Origin of the sequence: Streptomyces sp. NPDC005820 (genome assembly GCF_040630255.1) — a bacterium.
GTDB lineage: Bacteria > Actinomycetota > Actinomycetes > Streptomycetales > Streptomycetaceae > Streptomyces.
Map to the genome: position 1 here is coordinate 20,994 of NZ_JBEXXE010000013.1, position 17,763 is coordinate 38,756.

15 protein-coding genes are annotated in these 17,763 nt (G+C 73.3%); 10 read left to right on the plus strand and 5 right to left on the minus strand.

Annotated elements, in window-relative coordinates; genetic code table 11:
* Nucleotides 1–3 precede the first annotated feature (3 nt).
* On the minus strand, nt 4–5,022 hold the full coding sequence (locus ABZ464_RS17615; RefSeq protein WP_359277477.1) for an ATP-dependent helicase: 5,019 nt from the start codon (nt 5,020–5,022) through the stop codon (nt 4–6).
* A gap of 92 nt (nt 5,023–5,114) precedes the next feature.
* On the opposite strand from ABZ464_RS17615, the gene ABZ464_RS17620 reads away from it, so the two are divergent.
* The 3 genes from ABZ464_RS17620 to ABZ464_RS17630 are packed head-to-tail and all read left to right on the plus strand — an operon-like array spanning nt 5,115 to nt 7,011.
* Nucleotides 5,115–6,077, plus strand: a complete 963-nt coding sequence (locus tag ABZ464_RS17620) for an AraC family transcriptional regulator (RefSeq protein WP_359277481.1) — start codon at nt 5,115–5,117, stop codon at nt 6,075–6,077.
* A complete protein-coding gene (locus tag ABZ464_RS17625) occupies nt 5,978–6,703 on the plus strand; it encodes an AzlC family ABC transporter permease (RefSeq protein WP_359277484.1) in 726 nt (241 codons plus the stop codon). Before ABZ464_RS17620 ends, ABZ464_RS17625 begins: the two co-directional genes overlap by 100 nt.
* Entirely contained in the window at nt 6,703–7,011 is a 309-nt protein-coding gene (locus tag ABZ464_RS17630; protein WP_359277487.1) for an AzlD domain-containing protein, read from the plus strand. The genes ABZ464_RS17625 and ABZ464_RS17630 overlap by 1 nt, the downstream gene beginning before the upstream one ends.
* A gap of 17 nt (nt 7,012–7,028) precedes the next feature.
* Here the strand turns inward: ABZ464_RS17630 and ABZ464_RS17635 are convergent, their stop codons facing one another.
* A complete protein-coding gene (locus tag ABZ464_RS17635; RefSeq protein ID WP_359277490.1) occupies nt 7,029–7,973 on the minus strand; it encodes a hypothetical protein in 945 nt (314 codons plus the stop codon).
* Between the two features lie 78 nt (nt 7,974–8,051).
* Here ABZ464_RS17635 and ABZ464_RS17640 point away from each other — a divergent pair, with 78 nt between their 5' ends.
* Both ABZ464_RS17640 and ABZ464_RS17645 read left to right on the plus strand, forming a co-directional pair.
* Nucleotides 8,052–8,246: a DUF3046 domain-containing protein gene (locus tag ABZ464_RS17640; protein WP_055638332.1), complete on the plus strand. Its 195-nt coding sequence runs from the start codon at nt 8,052–8,054 to the stop codon at nt 8,244–8,246.
* A 60-nt stretch (nt 8,247–8,306) separates the two neighbouring features.
* Nucleotides 8,307–9,560 (plus strand): AI-2E family transporter, encoded by a 1,254-nt coding sequence (locus ABZ464_RS17645; RefSeq protein ID WP_359277493.1) that lies wholly within the window; start codon nt 8,307–8,309, stop codon nt 9,558–9,560.
* Nucleotides 9,561–9,599: 39 nt separating this feature from the next.
* Here the strand turns inward: ABZ464_RS17645 and ABZ464_RS17650 are convergent, their stop codons facing one another.
* Nucleotides 9,600–10,352, minus strand: coding sequence for a hypothetical protein (locus tag ABZ464_RS17650; RefSeq protein ID WP_359277496.1), 753 nt, complete (start codon nt 10,350–10,352; stop codon nt 9,600–9,602).
* A 310-nt stretch (nt 10,353–10,662) separates the two neighbouring features.
* On the opposite strand from ABZ464_RS17650, the gene recA reads away from it, so the two are divergent.
* The 5 genes from recA to ABZ464_RS17675 all read left to right on the plus strand — a co-directional run bounded on the left by recA (nt 10,663) and on the right by ABZ464_RS17675 (nt 16,781).
* The gene (recA, locus tag ABZ464_RS17655) at nt 10,663–11,790 is read left to right on the plus strand and encodes a recombinase RecA (protein ID WP_359277499.1); all 1,128 of its coding nucleotides are present in this window, start codon (nt 10,663–10,665) and stop codon (nt 11,788–11,790) included.
* Nucleotides 11,791–11,793: 3 nt separating this feature from the next.
* Entirely contained in the window at nt 11,794–12,591 is a 798-nt protein-coding gene (recX, locus tag ABZ464_RS17660) for a recombination regulator RecX (RefSeq protein WP_359277502.1), read from the plus strand.
* Nucleotides 12,592–12,765: 174 nt separating this feature from the next.
* Nucleotides 12,766–13,509: an alpha/beta hydrolase gene (locus ABZ464_RS17665; RefSeq protein WP_359277505.1), complete on the plus strand. Its 744-nt coding sequence runs from the start codon at nt 12,766–12,768 to the stop codon at nt 13,507–13,509.
* A gap of 102 nt (nt 13,510–13,611) precedes the next feature.
* Nucleotides 13,612–14,250 (plus strand): helix-turn-helix domain-containing protein, encoded by a 639-nt coding sequence (locus ABZ464_RS17670; protein WP_359277508.1) that lies wholly within the window; start codon nt 13,612–13,614, stop codon nt 14,248–14,250.
* Nucleotides 14,247–16,781 carry an FtsX-like permease family protein gene (locus tag ABZ464_RS17675; RefSeq protein WP_359277511.1) on the plus strand — a complete coding sequence of 845 codons (2,535 nt, stop codon included), beginning with the start codon at nt 14,247–14,249 and terminating at the stop codon, nt 16,779–16,781. Before ABZ464_RS17670 ends, ABZ464_RS17675 begins: the two co-directional genes overlap by 4 nt.
* A 55-nt stretch (nt 16,782–16,836) precedes the next feature.
* Here the strand turns inward: ABZ464_RS17675 and ABZ464_RS17680 are convergent, their stop codons facing one another.
* Both ABZ464_RS17680 and ABZ464_RS17685 read right to left on the minus strand, forming a co-directional pair.
* A complete protein-coding gene (locus ABZ464_RS17680) occupies nt 16,837–17,238 on the minus strand; it encodes a rhodanese-like domain-containing protein (protein ID WP_359277955.1) in 402 nt (133 codons plus the stop codon).
* Nucleotides 17,229–17,756: a cysteine dioxygenase gene (locus ABZ464_RS17685; RefSeq protein ID WP_359277514.1), complete on the minus strand. Its 528-nt coding sequence runs from the start codon at nt 17,754–17,756 to the stop codon at nt 17,229–17,231. Before ABZ464_RS17685 ends, ABZ464_RS17680 begins: the two co-directional genes overlap by 10 nt.
* Nucleotides 17,757–17,763 lie beyond the last annotated feature (7 nt).

Genomic DNA, 17,763 nt, shown 5'->3' on the forward strand with positions numbered 1-17,763 from the left:
TCGTCATGCGCGCAGCCGCAGGCCCCGGGGGGTCGCCACGAAGCCCGATCCTTCCAGGAGGACGCCTATGGGGGAGGTCAGGGCCGAGACGCCATTGATCCGCTCCACGGTGACGGTGCCGAGGGAGCCCGCGCGAGCGGCCTGGGCGAGGGCCTCCGCCGCGGCCCGCAGACGGGGGTCGTCGGTGGGGCTGCCTTCGGCGTCCGAGGTGGAGGGCCAGGCCAGCACGGTCTTGCCGCCGCGCTCCATGTAGAGCGTCAGCTCACCCTCGACGAGCACCACCAGGGAGCCCGCTTTACGGCCCGGCTTGTGCCCTGCGCCCGTCGGCGGCTCCGGCCAGGCCAGGGCCGCACCGTACGCGTTCGCCGGGTCGGCGGCGGCGAGGACGACCGCGCGGGAGGCGGTGTCCTGGGCGCGGGGTGCCGTACGGCGGTGACGCTGGGCGGGACCGCCCGGGCCGCCCGTGCCGTAGAGCCAGTCCGGGGGGTAGGGGGATTCGCGGGTGTACGGGGATGCCGAGCCGTAGCCGGAGGGGGTGCCGCCGCCTCGGGGGCCGCCCGCGCCCGGGGAGTTGAAGTCGTGCGGTGAGGCGTACCCGCCGGGGTCCGAGGGGTCCCACTGGGCGTCCCTGTCCCCGTCCTCATCCCCAGGCCCGTGCCCATCTCCGTCCTCGGACAGGAACGCGTCGGTGAAGCCTTCGGAGAAGCCGTCGGTGAACGGGCCGGGGAAGGCGCCCGGTGCGGTCGGCCGGGCGTCAGCGGGGGCCAGCAGCTGTTCGCCCCGGTCGCGGGCGTTGGACACCGCGCGCAGACGGTCCACGGCGCCGTCCATCGCGAACTGTGCCGCGCCGAGACCCTCCACGACATACCCGCGCCGGGCCTGGCCGCTCTCCTCGAAGGCGGACAGGATGCGGTACGTCGCCGAGAAGCCGCCCTCGACACCCTCGGCCGCGACCGCTCCGCGGGTCACCACACCGTGTCGGTCGAGGAGCGCGCGGGCGAGGGCGTGGGCGCGGACGGTGGGGTCGGGTTCCTGGGCCGGGACGAGGGACCAGCGGCCGGCGACGGTCGGCGGGCCGCTGCGGGAGGCGGGGCGGGCGGCGGCCGTCAGGGAGCCGTAGCGGCCCCGGGGGACCGCGCGCTTGGCACGGTGGGCGGTGGAGCCGGCCGTGCGGCCCGAGCCCAGCAGGGAGCGCATCGGCGCCAGCGTGTCGTTGGTGAGCCGGCCGGACCAGGCCAGGTCCCAGACGGCGTCGGCGAGTTGGGGGTCCGTGGCGTCGGGATGGGTGGTGGCGCGGACCTGGTCGGCGATCTGGCGGAAGAACAGACCGTAGCCCCCGGACAGCGCGTCGAGGACGGACTGGTGCAGTGCCGTCGGCTTCAGTGGGTGGGGTGGGGGCAGCAGCAGTGGTGCGGCGTCCGCCAGGTAGAGGGAGACCCAGCCGTCCTTGCCGGGGAGTGCGCCCGCGCCCGCCCAGACGACCTCCCCGGCGGCCGTGAGCTCGTCGAGCAGGGCGGGGGTGTAGTCCCTCACCCGGGAGGGCAGGACGAGCTTCTCCAGGGCCGAGGCCGGTACGGAGGCGCCCTGGAGCTGCTCCACGGCACGCACCAGTCCGTCGACTCCGCGCAGGGAGTGGCCCTTGCCGATGTGCTGCCACTGGGGCAGGAACTGGGCGAGAGCCGGTGGCGGGACCGGTTCCAGTTCGTGCCGCAGGGCGGCGAGCGAGCGGCGGCGCAGTCTGCGCAGGACCGTCGCGTCGCACCACTCCTGGCCGATGCCCGCCGGATGGAACTCGCCCTGGACGACGCGTCCGCTCGCCGCGAGCCGCTGCAGCGCGCCCTCGGTGACCGCGACCCCCAGACCGAAGCGGGCGGCGGCGGTGGCCGAGGTGAACGGGCCGTGCGTACGGGCGTGGCGGGCGAGGAGGTCGCCCAGGGGGTCCTTCACCGGTTCGGTGAAGGCCTCCGGGACCCCGACCGGGAGCGCCGTGCCGAGCGCGTCGCGGAGCCGGCCCGCGTCCTCGACGGCCGCCCAGTGATCCGCGCCGGCGATACGGACGCGGATGGCGCGGCGCGCCGAGGCCAGCTCCTGCGCCCACTGCGGTTCGGCGCCGCGCCGGGCCAGCTCGGCGTCGGTGAGCGGACCGAGCAGACGGAGGAGGTCGGCGACGCCTTCGGGATCCTTGGCGCGACGGTCCTCGGTGAGCCACTGGAGTTCCTGTTCGAGCTCCGCGAGGACCTCGGCGTCGAGCAGCTCGCGCAGCTCCGCCTGGCCGAGCAGCTCGGCCAGCAGCCGCGAGTCCAGGGAGAGCGCGGCGGCGCGGCGCTCGGCGAGCGGCGAGTCGCCCTCGTACAGGAACTGGGCGACGTACCCGAACAGCAGCGAGCGGGCGAACGGTGAGGGTTCGGGGGTGGTGACCTCGACCAGGCGGACCTTGCGGGATTCCAGGTCGCCCATCAGCTCGGCCAGGCCGGGGACGTCGAAGACGTCCTGGAGGCACTCGCGGACCGCCTCCAGGACGATCGGGAACGAGCCGAACTCGCTCGCCACCTGCAGCAGTTGCGCGGCGCGCTGGCGCTGCTGCCACAGCGGGGTGCGCTTGCCGGGGTTGCGGCGGGGCAGCAGCAGCGCGCGGGCGGCGCACTCGCGGAACCGGGACGCGAACAGGGCGGAACCGCCGACCTGGTCGGTGACGATCTGGTCGACCTCGCCCTTGTCGAACACGACGTCCGCCGCGCCGACCGGGGCCTGCTCCGCGTCGTACTCCGTCCCGGCCTTCCTCGGTTCCTGGTCGAGCAGGTCCAGGCCCATGAGATCGGCGTCGGGCAGGCGCAGCACGATGCCGTCGTCGGCGTGCATGACCTGGGCGTCCATGCCGTACCGCTCGGAGAGCTTCGCACCGAGCGCCAGCGCCCACGGGGCGTGGACCTGGGCGCCGAACGGGGAGTGGACGACGACCCGCCAGTCGCCGAGCTCGTCGCGGAAGCGCTCCACGACGATCGTGCGGTCGTCGGGGACATGGCCGCAGGCCTCGCGCTGTTCGTCCAGGTAGGCGAGGACGTTGTCGGCCGCCCAGGCGTCCAGGCCCGCGGTGAGCAGCCGCAGCCGGGCGTCGTCCTTGGGCAGGGAGCCGACCTCGCGCAGGAACGCGCCTACCGCCCGGCCCAGCTCCAGGGGGCGGCCCAGCTGGTCGCCCTTCCAGAAGGGGAGGCGGCCCGGGACGCCGGGGGCCGGGGACACGAGGACCCGGTCGCGGGTGATGTCCTCGATGCGCCAGGAACTGGTGCCGAGCGTGAAGACATCGCCCACGCGGGATTCGTAGACCATTTCCTCGTCGAGCTCGCCGACCCGGCCGCCGCCCTTCTTCGGGTCGGCGCCCGCGAGGAAGACGCCGAACAGGCCGCGGTCCGGGATCGTGCCGCCGGAGGTGACGGCGAGGCGCTGGGCGCCCGGGCGGCCGGTGACCGTGCCGGCGACGCGGTCCCACACCACGCGCGGGCGCAGCTCGGCGAACGCGTCGGAGGGGTAGCGGCCCGCGAGCATGTCCAGGGTGGCCGTGAAGGCGGACTCCGGGAGGGACGCGAAAGGGGCGGCCCGGCGGACCGTCGCGAGCAGGTCGTCCACCTGCCAGGTGTCCAGCGCGGTCATGGCCACGAGCTGCTGGGCCAGGACGTCCAGGGGGTTCGCGGGGACCCTCAGGGACTCGATCGAGCCCGTGCGCATGCGTTCGGTGACCACGGCCGCCTGGACCAGGTCGCCTCGGTACTTGGGGAACACCACGCCGGTCGAGACCGCTCCCACCTGGTGTCCCGCGCGGCCCACGCGCTGGAGGCCCGAGGCCACCGAGGGCGGGGACTCGACCTGGACCACCAGGTCCACCGCGCCCATGTCGATGCCCAGCTCCAGGCTGGAGGTGGCGACCACCGCGGGCAGGCGGCCCGCCTTGAGGTCCTCTTCGACCAGGGCGCGCTGTTCCTTGGACACCGAGCCGTGGTGGGCGCGCGCGATGACCGGCGGTGCGCCCTGGGCCGCGCCCGAGCCGCCCATCAGCTCGGCGGGGGCGTGGTCCTCGTCCAGCGGTCGGCCCGTGGCGCGTTCGTACGCGATCTCGTTCAGACGGTTGCACAGGCGCTCGGCCAGGCGGCGGGAGTTCGCGAAGACGATCGTGGAGTGGTGGGCCTGGATCAGATCCGTGATCCGCTCCTCCACGTGCGGCCAGATCGAGGGACGCTCGGCTCCCTCGGAGCCGTCGGCCACCGGCGAGCCGCCCAGTTCGCCCAGGTCCTCCACGGGGACGACGACCGAGAGGTCGAACTCCTTGCCCGACTTCGGCTGGACGATCTCCACCTTGCGGTGCGGGGAGAGATAGCGGGCGACCTCGTCCACCGGGCGGACGGTGGCGGAGAGGCCGATGCGGCGGGCCGGCCCGGGAAGGAGTTCGTCCAGGCGCTCCAGGGACAGGGCGAGGTGCGCGCCGCGCTTGGTGCCGGCGACCGCGTGGACCTCGTCGAGGATCACCGTGTCGATGCCGGTCAGCGCGTCGCGCGTGGCCGACGTCAGCATCAGGAACAGGGACTCGGGGGTGGTGATCAGGATGTCCGGCGGGCGGGTGCTCAGTGCGCGGCGCTCGGCGGGCGGGGTGTCGCCGGAGCGGATGCCCACCTTGACCTCGGGTTCGGGCAGGCCCAGACGGACGGACTCCTGGCGGATGCCGGTCAGGGGACTGCGGAGGTTGCGCTCGACGTCCACCGCGAGGGCCTTGAGGGGAGAGACGTAGAGGACGCGGCAGCGCTTCTTGGGGTCCGCGGGCGGAGGCGTGGAGGTGAGGCGGTCGAGGGCCGCGAGGAAGGCGGCGAGGGTCTTGCCGGAGCCGGTCGGGGCCACCACCAGGACGTCCGAGCCCGCGGCGATGGCCTGCCACGCGCCGGCCTGGGCCGCGGTGGGCGCGGAGAACGCCCCCGTGAACCAGCCGCGGGTCGCGGGCGAGAAGCCGTCGAGGGCTCGGTGTGCGGAGCTGACCATGCGTCCATCCTGCACCCCGGCACTGACAATCGCTCTGACCTGCGGTGATGGCGGCCGCGACGCGGGCCTGGGCGGGGGCGGACAATGGGGACATGGCGGGTTCTCGTGAGTCGGCTCGGCACTGGCGGTACGCGGACCTGCCCGGTGTCGATCTGCTGCGGGCCTCGTACGTCCGCAAGACGTTCCTGCGGCACACCCACGAGCACTTCGTGATCGCCGCCGTCGCCGAGGGGGCGGAGGTCTTCCGGCATCGCGGGTCCGATGTGTACGTGGGGGCCGGAGCGCTGGCGCTGGTCAATCCCGACACCCCGCACACCGGGCGGGCCGGCGTTCCGGAGGGGTGGCGGTACGGCGCCGTCTACCCGATGCCCGAGCTGGTGGCCGAGATCGCGGCCGAGACGACGAGCCTGCGGGGCACGCCCGGCTTCGTGAGTCCCGTGCTCGAGGACCCCGACGCCGCCGCGCTGGTGCACCGGGTGCTCCGGGCCGCCGACGAGGGCAACGCGCTCGCCGCCGACACGCTGCTGAGGGTCGCCGTGACGCGGTTGCTGCGGCTGAACGGCGGGGCGTTGCCGCAGCGGGAGGTGCGGACGGCCGGGGCGCGGATCGCGGCACGCGCGCGTGGGGTGCTGGAGGAACGGATGGCCGATCCGCCGACGCTGGAGGGGCTGGCGCGGGAGCTCGGGACCGGTTCCTTCGCACTCCTGCGTGCCTTCCGGGACACGTTCGGGATGCCGCCGCACGCCTGGCTCACCGACGCCCGGGTGCGGCGAGCCAGGTGGCTGCTCGACGGCGGCATGTCTCCCGCCGAGGCCGCGGTGACCGTGGGGTTCACCGATCAACCGCATCTCAACCGCCACTTCGCCCGGATCGTGGGCGTGCCGCCGGGGGCCTACCAGCGCGAGCGCAAGAACGTACAAGACGCGCGGGGGCGGCTCCTCCTACCGTCCGACACGTGGCAGAACGGACAGCTCTCTCAGACATACGCGCCGGCGGAGCCGGGAAGCCGGATTCCGCCGTCGTCCGGGACGGACTGGGCGTCGGCGTCGCCGTAGGCCTCTCCGGGTTCGCGTTCGGGGTGACCTCGGCGGGCAGCGGGCTCACCGTGTGGCAGACCTGTGCGCTGAGCCTCCTGGTGTTCACCGGCGCGTCCCAGTTCGCGCTCGTCGGCGCGCTGGCGGCGGGCGGCAATCCGCTCACGGCGGCCGCGGGCGCGTTCTTCCTGGGGGTGCGCAACGCGTTCTACGGTCTGCGGCTGTCCCAGGTGCTCGCCCTCCCGCGCGCGGTGCGTCCGCTGGCCGCCCAGTGGGTGATCGACGAGACGGCGGCCGTGTCGCTGGCGCAGTCCGGGCGGCGCGCGGCCCGGATCGGCTTCACCGTCACCGGGGTGAGCCTGTACGTGCTGTGGAATCTCACGACGCTGCTGGGTGCTCTGGGGGCCGAGGCGATCGGGGACACGGACGCGTGGGGGCTCGACGCGGCCGGGCCCGCCGTCTTCCTGGCGCTGCTCGCGCCCATGCTGCGGACCGGCACCGAGCGGGTCGTGGCCGGGCTCGCCGTCGTGCTGGGGCTCGGGCTGCTGCCGGTGGTGCCGGCCGGGGTGCCGGTGCTGGTGGCCGCGCTCGCCGCGCCAGCCGTGCTGTACCTGAAGGGGCGGCGGCGGGACGAGGGGGGTGCGTGATGGGTGTCTGGGTCGCGATCGCCGCCACCGCTGTGGGGTGTTACGCCGTCAAGCTCGCCGGGCTGCTCGTGCCCGCCGGGGTCCTGGAGCGGCCTCTCGTGCGGCGGCTCGCCGCCCTGCTGCCCGTGGCTCTGCTGGCCGCTCTCACGGCCCAGCAGACCTTCGCCGACGGGCACGCGCTCGTGCTCGACGCCCGGGCGGCCGGGCTTGGCGCGGCCGCCGTGGCGCTGGTGCTGCGGGCGCCCTTCCTGGTCGTCGTCGCGGCGGCCGTGGTGGTCACGGCGGGGGTGCGGGCCCTGGGCGGATGACGCCGGGGCCCGGGTGATCAGCCGATCGGGCGGCCGTGGGCCCTCAGGCTGCGCAGGGCCTCGATCGTCACCATGGGGCGTGCCTCCAGGACCGGGGCCGGTGCCCAGCGGCGCCATCGGACCGGCCAGCCGCCGTCCTCCTGCTGCCCGCTCGCGAGGAAGTCCAGGGAGCGTGCCATCTCGTCGTCCGTGAACCACGCGCGCGCGAGGGAGCGCGGCGTGCGCGCGAAGTCGTGCGGGAAGTGGTGCTCGCCAGGGGCGTACCCGGGCGCCACCGGATACGCGTCCAGGTCGTCGGGGTCCAGCGCCGCCAGACGCTGGCTCCGCACCAGGCGGCCCAGGCGGTCGGCGGCCGCCTCCGCGCGCGGCCGGTCGGGAGAGGAGTCCAGGAAGGCGACGGCGGCCTCGATCTCGTAGGGGTGTGACCGCTCCAGGGAGTCCACGGCCTGCCAGCAGAAGTCCGTGGCCCGGAACAGCCAGGCGTGCCACACGTCGTTGCGGTGCAGCAGCCCCACCACCGGTCCCGTGGCCAGCAGGTCGCTGGGCGGGTCGTCCACGATCGGGACGAAGGGGGCTGCGGGGTAGCCGCGCTGGCCGGGATCGATCGCGGGGAGGGCGCCGTCGGCGGTGGAGACCGCGGTGAGGTAGCGGCACACCCGCTCGACGCGCCGCCCGCCGAGCCGGCCGACCGAGTCCAGCACCCGCAGCGCGTGCGCGGTGTGCAGGGGCTGGCTCACGGGGCCCCGCAGATCGGGTTCCAGCGCGTGGCCGTAGCCGCCGTCCTCGTTGCGGTAGGCGTCGAGCGCCGCCTCGACGGGGTCGGCGCCGCCGTGCAGGAAGTCGTACGCGAAGAGGCGCTGCTCCAGCACGCGCGCGGTGAGCCAGACGAAGTGCTCGGCGCGGAAGAGCGGGGAACGCGCCGGGGGCGTCGGGGGGAGTGGGGATGCTCCGGTTTCGGCCATGCTCAGACCGTAGGGGGGAAAGCGGTCTCGGCAGGCGGTCCCGGCGGGGGCCACCCCCGGGGGCGGGATACTGGGGGCATGCGGTTGACGGTCTTCTGGCAGCGGATGGACGAGCACTTCGGTACGGGCTACGCCGAGACGTTCGCGCGTGATCACGTGATGACGGAACTCGGCGGGCGCACCGTGGACGAGGCGCTGGCGGACGGCTGGGAGGCCAAGGACGTGTGGCGCGTGGTCTGCGCGGTGATGAACGTTCCCGCGGAACTGCGCTGATCCACAGGGATGATCACCCGGGGGTGCCGGACTGTCGGTGCCGTAGGCGAGACTTGTGCTGTGGCACCCACTGACGAGACCGGGCAGGCCGCCCGGCACGCATCCCCGTCCGGCACGACGCCGCCGAACCGGCCCCCGGCCGACGGCGCCGTCGCGGCGGGCGAGCGCATGCCGCGCTGGCTCCCGCGCGCGATGGTCCTCGCGTTCGCGCTCTTCGGTCTGTTCCAGCTGGGCACCTGGGCCTTCCACCAGGTCATCGGCCTGCTGCTCAACATCCTCATCGCGTTCTTCCTGGCCCTCGCGGTGGAACCCGCGGTCAGCCGGATGGCGGCCCGCGGCATACGCAGGGGGTTCGCCACCTTCCTGGTCTTCTTCGGCCTGCTGATCATGGTCGCCGGGTTCTTCACGCTGCTCGGCTCGATGCTCGCGGGGCAGATCATCAAGATGATCGAGGGCTTCCCGGACTACCTCGACTCCGTGATCAACTGGGTCAACACCACGTTCCACACCGATCTGCGACGCGTGGACATCCAGGAGGGCCTCCTCCACTCGGACTGGCTGAGGAAGTACGCGCAGAACAGCGCCGCCGGCGTCCTGGACGTCTCCACCCAGGTCCTGGGCGGCCTCTTCCAGCTGCTGACGATCGCCCTGTTCTCGTTCTACTTCGCCGCCGACGGACCGCGGCTGCGCCGCGCGCTGTGCTCCGTCCTGCCGCCCGCCCGGCAGACCGAGGTGCTGCGCGCGTGGGAGATCGCCGTCGCCAAGACCGGCGGGTACCTGTACTCCCGCGGGCTGATGGCGCTGATCTCGGGGGTCGCGCACTACGTGCTGCTGCAGGCGCTCGGCATCCCGTACGCGCCCGTGCTCGCCGTGTGGGTGGGCGTGGTCTCGCAGTTCATCCCGACCATCGGCACCTATCTCGCGGGCGCCCTGCCCATGCTGATCGCCTTCACTGTCTCGCCGTTGTACGCGCTGTGGGTGCTGATCTTCGTCGTGGTCTACCAGCAGTTCGAGAACTACATGCTCCAGCCGAAGCTGACCTCCAAGACCGTCGACATCCATCCCGCGGTCGCCTTCGGCTCGGTCATCGCCGGCACCGCTCTCCTCGGCGCCATAGGCGCCCTGATCGCCATCCCGGCCGTCGCCACCCTCCAGGCGTTCCTGGGCGCGTACGTGAAGCGCTACGCCGTCACCGACGACCCCCGCGTCCACGGTCACCGGGGCGGCGGCGACGGCTCGCGGCTGCTCACCCGCGCGCGGAGCCTGTGGGTGAGAGCGCGAGAGCGGCGCGGGAGCCGATCGGACGGAGACTGACGTTGCGCCGGGTCGTACGGCGCGAGCCGTGCCCGGGTGTCATCGGTAGGTGAGGACCGCCCACACCGCGGTCGCGGCGACGGCCGCCGCGTAACAGGAGGCCGCCGTGGCCACGATCCGGCGGCGCGCCGTGGCGCTCCAGGGCGTGCGGGACAGCAGCCAGGCCAGCGCGGGCAGCACCAGGACCGCGTGCAGGCTCACTCCGTGCAGGGGCTTGAGGGAGGCCGTCGAGCGGTACGCCGCCTCCTGGTGGCCGGTGCGGGTGAGGACGACTCCGCGCGCGATCATCGCCGCTCCTGAGACGAGCGCGACGAGGAGGATCGCGAATCCGGAGCGGACGGCGAGGGCCATTCCGGCCGGGCCGGTCGGCCGGTGCCGGAAGGACAGCACGGCGAACACCGTGAGCAGTACGACCAGCACTCCGCCGCCGACCGCCAGCGTCATGGACACCGCCGTGTCGAAGGGCGTCTCCATGTCCAGGTGGGACGGCACTCCGCGCCAGGCCTGGAGGGTGATGCCGCCGACCTCCACGACGCAGTCCGCGGCGAACACCCCGAGCAGCGCGATGCGCAGCCGCGGACCGATGCGGAGACACGCCGTGACCCTGACGATCGCGAGGAGCGTCACCCCGAAGGAGAGACCGAAGGTCACCGGCTTGCGCCAGGAGACGGGGCCGGTCCACGGGCCGCCGTCGACGGCGAACATCCCGAGGTGGGCGAGGCCCGAGAGGACCAGGAGGAGGGCGGTGGCCTCGTAGAGGCGGTACGGGAGGGGCGGCTTCTCGTCGTCCATGCGCCGAGCTTCCCGGCCGCGCCGGACGCCGTCGTCGTCCGGTCGGAGACTCCTGTCGTACGTCGGGGGAAGCAGGGGTTGTACGTCCTGGGGAACCGGGGGGTGGGGCGCGTGGTGCGCTTGACACGAAAATCGAACATCTATTCTTATGGAGGCTCCAGCGAGGCTCGCGACAGGGGTTACATCCCGGTTTGCACCGGGAAGTCCCTGAGTTATCCACAGGCTGGACCGGCGTCGGGGCGCATTGTCAGTGGCAGGCGTTAGCGTCTTTGACGTGAAGCGATCGACTCAAGCAAACCGGGTGGAACCCATGGCAGGAACCGACCGCGAGAAGGCCCTGGATGCCGCACTCGCACAGATTGAACGGCAATTCGGCAAGGGCGCGGTCATGCGCATGGGCGAGCGGTCGAGGGAGCCCATCGAGGTCATCCCGACCGGGTCGACCGCACTCGACGTGGCGCTCGGCGTCGGCGGTCTGCCGCGCGGCCGTGTCGTGGAGATCTACGGACCGGAATCCTCCGGTAAGACCACGCTGACCCTGCACGCCGTCGCCAACGCCCAGAAGGCCGGCGGCCAGGTCGCCTTCGTGGACGCGGAGCACGCCCTCGACCCCGAGTACGCGCGCAAGCTCGGCGTCGACATCGACAACCTGATCCTCTCCCAGCCCGACAACGGCGAGCAGGCCCTGGAGATCGTGGACATGCTCGTCCGCTCCGGCGCCCTCGACCTCATCGTCATCGACTCCGTCGCCGCGCTCGTCCCGCGCGCGGAGATCGAGGGCGAGATGGGTGACAGCCACGTCGGTCTGCAGGCCCGTCTGATGAGCCAGGCGCTGCGGAAGATCACCAGCGCGCTCAACCAGTCCAAGACCACCGCGATCTTCATCAACCAGCTCCGCGAGAAGATCGGCGTGATGTTCGGCTCCCCGGAGACCACGACCGGTGGCCGGGCGCTGAAGTTCTACGCCTCGGTGCGACTCGACATCCGTCGTATCGAGACCTTGAAGGACGGTACGGACGCGGTCGGCAACCGCACCCGGGTCAAGGTCGTCAAGAACAAGGTCGCGCCGCCCTTCAAGCAGGCCGAGTTCGACATCCTCTACGGGCAGGGCATCAGCCGCGAGGGCGGTCTGATCGACATGGGCGTGGAGAACGGCTTCGTCCGCAAGGCCGGTGCCTGGTACACGTACGAGGGCGACCAGCTGGGACAGGGCAAGGAGAACGCCCGCAACTTCCTGAAGGACAACCCCGATCTCGCCAACGAGATCGAGAGGAAGATCAAGGAGAAGCTGGGCGTCGGCGTACGCCCGGAGGAGCCCGCCGCCGAGCAGGTCACGGACGCCGCGGCCACCCCGGGCGCCCCCGCGGACGACGCCAAGACGGTGCCGGCACCCGCCGCCAAGACCGCCAAGACCAAGGCCGCGACCGCCAAGAGCTGATCCGTGACACGACGAACGGACTGGGCCGAGTACGACGCCCACCCCGGCGCCCCCTGGGGGCGAGGGAGCGGGGACCACGGCGGTCCCGCCCGGGGTGGCGACGACCGGCCGGGCGACCTGCCGTACGACGCCGACGGCGCGCAGGGTGACGGCCCGCGCCGTGGCGGCCGGGCGGCCGGACGCGGTGGCGAGGGCGGCCCGCGCGGCGGGCGCGCACGTCGTCGCCGCGGCTTCGGCGAACCGTCCGCCGAGGACGGAGGCGCTTCCCCCTCGTCGAGGGCCGATCGGGAAGAGCCTTCGGCGGACCCGGCTGAGCGGGCGCGGGCGATCTGCCTGCGCCTGCTCACCGGGACCCCGCGCACGCGGAAACAGCTCGCCGACGCCCTGCGCAAGCGGGAGATCCCGGACGACGTCGCCGAGGAGGTGCTCTCGCGGTTCGAGGAGGTCGGGCTGATCAACGACAGTGCCTTCGCGGACGCCTGGGTGGAGTCCCGGCACCACGGCCGCGGACTGGCCCGGCGCGCACTCGCGCAGGAGCTGCGGACCAAGGGGGTCGACCCGACGCTGATCGGCGAGGCCATCGCCCAGCTCGACTCCGAGCAGGAGGAGGAGACCGCGCGCGACCTCGTCGCCCGCAAGCTCCGCTCGACCCGCGGTCTCGACCGCGACAAACGGATCCGCCGCCTCGCGGGCATGCTCGCCCGCAAGGGCTACTCCGAGGGCATGGCCCTGCGGGTGGTCCGGCAGGCGCTGGAGGAGGAGGGGGAGGACACGGAGCTCCTCGTGGAGGACGGGGGCTGAGCCGGTGGAAAATGCCCGGCTCGGCGAGAAGCGGGCGTGGTACGTTCTGCGCCGTCAAGTGCCGCTGCGCACCGAGGAGGTGAGACCGATCAACGCTGTGACAGGTCGGGGCTCCCTCCTCCGTACGGGCTAGGGAGTGCCCGCAGCAGGCATCCCGAAAGGCTTGAAACGCAGATGCGCTTCATCTCCCGGACGTCGTCCGACGGCGTCACCGAGCAGCTCTTCACCCTCCCCTTCACCTTCGGCGAGATCCCCGGCGCGCTGTGGACGCCGGACGGCACCGCCGGCAGCCGCCCGCTGATCCTCATGGGACACGGCGGCGGTCAGCACAAGCAGGCCCCCGGCATCGTGGCGCGTGCCCGCCGGTTCGCGGCCGAGTGCGGCTTCGCCGTGGCGGCAGTCGACGCGCCCGCCCACGGCGGCAGACCGCGAACCGAGGAACACGACCGGCTCATCGGCGAACTGCGCGACCGTATGCGGACCGGAGGGGACGCGGCCCCGGTGCTCGCCGAAGTCCACACCCTCATCGCCGGCCAGAGCGTCCCGGAATGGCGGGCGGTCGTGGACGCGGTCCAGGAACTCGACCAGGTCGGCGACGGCCCGGTGGGCTACTGGGGGCTGTCCCTGGGCTGCGGGCTCGGCGTTCCGTTCGTCGCCGCCGAACCCCGGGTCCGGGCCGCCGTGCTGGGCCTGAACGGGGCGGAGACCTCGGCCGAGGCCGCCTCGCGCATCACCGTCCCGGTGGAGTTCCTGGTGCAGTGGGACGACGAGCGGGTTCCACGGGCCGCCGCCCTGGCGCTGTTCGACGCCTTCGCCTCCACGGAGAAGACCCTGCACGCCAACCCCGGCAGCCATGGCGCGGTCCCGGGCTTCGAACTGGACAGCTCACTGCGGTTCTTCACCCGGCACCTGAGCTGACCCCCCGGCGCCCGCGCCCTCGGTGGGGTGGGGTAAACCCCCCACCGAGGACACCGGGCCACCGCAGTGCACAGACCCGTATGCACAGACGACTGTGTACGCATGCTCCCCACGCCCCCTACGCCGGTCGAGATCGGCGATCTCGCCGCGCTCAAGGCACTCGCCCAGCCCCGACGCCAGCGCATGCTCGAGCATCTGACCCTGCACGGCCCCGCCACTTCGGCGACCCTCGCCCGGGCCCTCGGTCTGAACACCGGATCCACCAGCTACCACCTGCGTGAACTGGCCAGATACGGCTTCGTCGAGGAGACCGGCGGGGAGCCGCCCGAGGGGCGGGGCGCCGAACCGTCCGCGCACCGGGAGCGCTGGTGGCGGGTGGTGCCCGGCGACCGCCGCTTCCCGCCGCGCAGCCGCCAGAGCCCCGAGATGCGGCACGTCATGGACGAGCTCAACCACCATGCCTACGCCGCCGACCTGGACCTCTTCGAGCGGCTCCAGCGGGACGCGGCCGGCGGCGACCCCTGGGCCGACGCCTTCCCCTACTCGCGCGGCACGATCCGGCTCACGCTCCCCGAACTCCGGGAGTTCTTCGAGGAGTACATCGCCCTCCTCAACCGCTACAAGCGCCCCGAGACCGAGACCCCGCCCGGCGCGCGCACCGTCCTCACCCGTCTGTTCGCCCACCCCGCCCCCGACCACCGCGACCAGGCACACAACAGAAGAGAGACCGGTCCGTCATGATGCTGCGCTACGCCCTGAAGACCGTGCGCGCCCGCAAGGCGGGCTTCCTCGGCGCCTTCCTCGCCCTCATGTGCGCGGCCGCCCTGATCACCGCGTGCGGCACCCTGCTGGAGACGGGGCTGCGCGGCACCGTCCGCACCGAGCGGTACGCGGCCGCGCCGGTCGTGGTCTCCGCCGACCAGAACGTCCACCGGACCACCGTCAAGCACAAGAAGGGCAAGACCAAGGTCAAACACAAGGCCAAACCCATCGCCGAGCGCGCCTGGCTCCCCGCCGACCTCGAAAGGACGATCGCCGCCCTGCCCGGCACCGCCCGTGTCGTCCCCGAACTCACCTTCCTCGCCCAGCCCCTGACCCCTGAGGGGACCGGAGACGAGGACAGGCCCGCCTACGGGCACGCCTGGGCCTCCGCCGCGCTGACGCCGTACCGCCTCACAGCGGGCGCCGCCCCCGCGAAGGCGACCGACGTCGTCGTCGACCGCGACCTCGCCGAGCGCGCCCACCTCGCACCCGGCGACCGCCTCACCGTCCAGTCGACGCAGGCCCCACGTACCTACCGCGTCTCCGGAATCGCCGCACCCGCCACGGCCGTACGCCACCAGACCTCCCTCTTCTTCTCTGCCGAGGAGGCCAGGCGCCTCGCCGCGCACCCCGGGCAGGTCACCGCTTTCGGGGTGCTGTCCAAGGCGGGAACCGACCCGGAGCGGCTGCGCCAAGCCGTGGCCACGGCGCTGCACGGCACCGGAGCGCAGGTCAGCACCGGTGAGGCCCGCGGCCCGGTCGAGTTCCTGGACGCCGCCGCGGCCCGCACCAGGCTCGTCAGCATGGGCGGCGCGATGGGCGGCACCTCACTGCTGGTGGCGGTCCTCGTGGTCGTCGGGACCTTCGCGCTCTCCGTCCAGCAACGCCACCGCGAACTCGCCCTCCTGCGCGCCGTCGCCGCCACCTCCGGACAGATCCGCAGGCTCCTCGGCCGCGAGGCCCTGATCGTCGGAGCGGCCGCCGGCACGGTCGGGGCAGGCCTCGGACTGGTGCTGGGCGGTCAGCTCTACGACAGGTTCGTCGCCCTGGGCGCCGTACCGGCCACGCTTCAGCACACCGTCAGCGTCTTCCCGCCGTTCGCCGCCGTCGCCGCGACCCTGTTCGGGGCCTGGGCCGCGGCCCGTATCGCCTCCCGCAGGGTCGCCCGGATCCGCCCGGCCGAGGCGCTCGCCGAGGCCCGGACCGAACGCACCCGACCCGCCTGGGGCCGGCTTCTCACCGGTCTGCTGCTGCTCGCCGGCGGCGCCGTCCTCGTCGCCGTACTCGGCGTCCTGCGGACCGAACCCGCGTCGACGCCCGTCACCTTCCTCGCCGTCGTCGTCCTGTCCACCTCCGTCGCCCTGCTCGGGCCGCTCCTGGTCAAAGCGGCCGCGCTGTTCCTGTCCGGCCCGCTGCGGCTGACCGGCCACGGCGGCAGGCTCGCCACCGCCAACCTCCGCGGCAACGCCGCCCGTATGGCCTCCGTCGTCACCCCTCTCACCCTGCTCATCGGCATGACCTGCACCGTGCTGTTCGTACAGCCCACCCTCGGCGACGCGGCCCGCGCCCAGGCCCGCGAGGGCGTCCGCGCCGACTGGGTCGTCGCCTCCCGGGGACCCGGCGTCCCGGCCGAGGCGGCACGACAGCTCCGTACGGGACACGACGCCGTCACCGAGGTCGTCCGGACCACCGTCAGGGTCGGCCTCGACAAGTACGCGGCCCAGGGCGTCACCCCGGCCGGGCTCATCCGCACCTGGGACCCCGACGTCACCGCCGGCTCCCTCTCCGGCCTCACCGAGGACACCGTCGCCGTCAGCGAACTGGCCGCGGACCAGCTGCACTTGACGCCCGGCAGCACCCTGAGGCTCACGCTCGGCGACGGCACGCCCGCCACGCTCACCGTCGCCGCCGTCTACACCAGGGGCCTCGGCTTCGGAGACCTCACCTTCGCGCACGACCTCCTCGCCCGCCACGTCGACAACCCGCTCTCCTCCTCCCTCCTCGTCAGCACGGACCGCACACGGACACAACTCTCGACCACGCTCCGTGAGTTCCCGGGACTCACAGTGATTTCTCCGGCGGTGGCCGACTCGCTCCAGGCCGAGCGGCAGCAGGCGAACGCGGAGGTCAACCTGCTCGCGATGGGGCTCGTCCTCGCCTTCACGGCCATCGCCGTGGTGAACACACTGGCGATGTCGGTCTCCGAACGCGTCCGGGAGTTCGCCCTGCTGCGCCTCGCGGGGGCGACCCGCCGTCAGGTGCTGCGCATGCTGCGCATCGAGGCCCTGTCGGTGCTCCTGCTGGCCACGACCCTGGGCAGCGCCATCGCCTTGGCGGTCCTCACCGCGTTCAGCGTCGGTATGACCGGTCGTGCGGCACCGGCGGTCACCCCGCTCGTGTACGCGGTCGTGGTCGCCGTGGCCGGCCTGCTCGCCCTCGTCGCCACCGCCCTGCCCGGCCGCGTGGCCCTGCGGGTCCGCGCGGTGACGGTGGCCACGGCCAAGGAGTGAGGCCGAGCGAGAGCGGCCGGGGGACGACGGCCGAGGACCGACCGGTGTGCCGGGGCTACGGTGTCACCGGCAGTCCCGCCGCCTTCCATGCCTGGAAGCCGCCGATCAGATCGGTCGCCCGGTGCAGCCCGAGCTGGTGCAGGGAGACGGCGGCCAGGCTCGACGCGTACCCCTCGTTGCAGATCACGACGATCCGCAGATCGTGGCTCGTGGCCTCGGGCAGGCGGTGGCTGCCCCGCGGGTCGAGCCGCCACTCCAGTTCGTTGCGCTCGACGACCACGGCCCCGGGGATCAGACCGTCCCGTTCGCGCAGGGCCTGGTACCGGATGTCGACGAGCAGCGCCTCACCCGTGCGGGCGGCCTCGTAGGCCTCGTGGGCCGCCACGCGCGCGTACCCCGCTCGCACCCGGTCGAGCAGTTCGTCTATGCCGTCAGGCCTGTCGTCGCTCACTGCCAGTCCTCCGGGCGCTCGACCTGCTCCAGGCGGAGCACCTGTCCCGTGCGGCTGAAGCGGCGGATGCGCGGCAGCGGCGGGTAGTAGGCGTGGACCGAGACGGCGTGCTCCTCGGTCGACTCGTTGAGCACCTCGTGGACGTGGTGGCGTCCGAAGGAGCGGCCCCGCCCGGCGGGCAGGGTGCGTTCCCGGTCCACGTCGTCGGTCAGCTCCAGGGTCTTCCAGCCGTCGGTGGGCAGCCGCGCGGCGAGCGAGTACTCCTTGAGCTCGCCCCGGGCGGTGACGAAGGCGCCCACCGAGTCGGCGTGGTCGTGCCAGCCGGTGCCGGTGCCGGGAGGCCAGCCGATCAGCCAGGCCTCGCTGCCCCCGGGCCCCTCCAGGCGCAGCCAGGTGCGGCCCTCGGGGTCGAGGGGGAGCGAGGCGATCAGCTCGGTGTCGGCGGCCGTGCGCCGGGCGAAGTCGAGGAGGTCCGCCTGGGTGGGTGCGTCGACGGTGACGGACAAGGAGGGGGAGACAGACACGGGAACC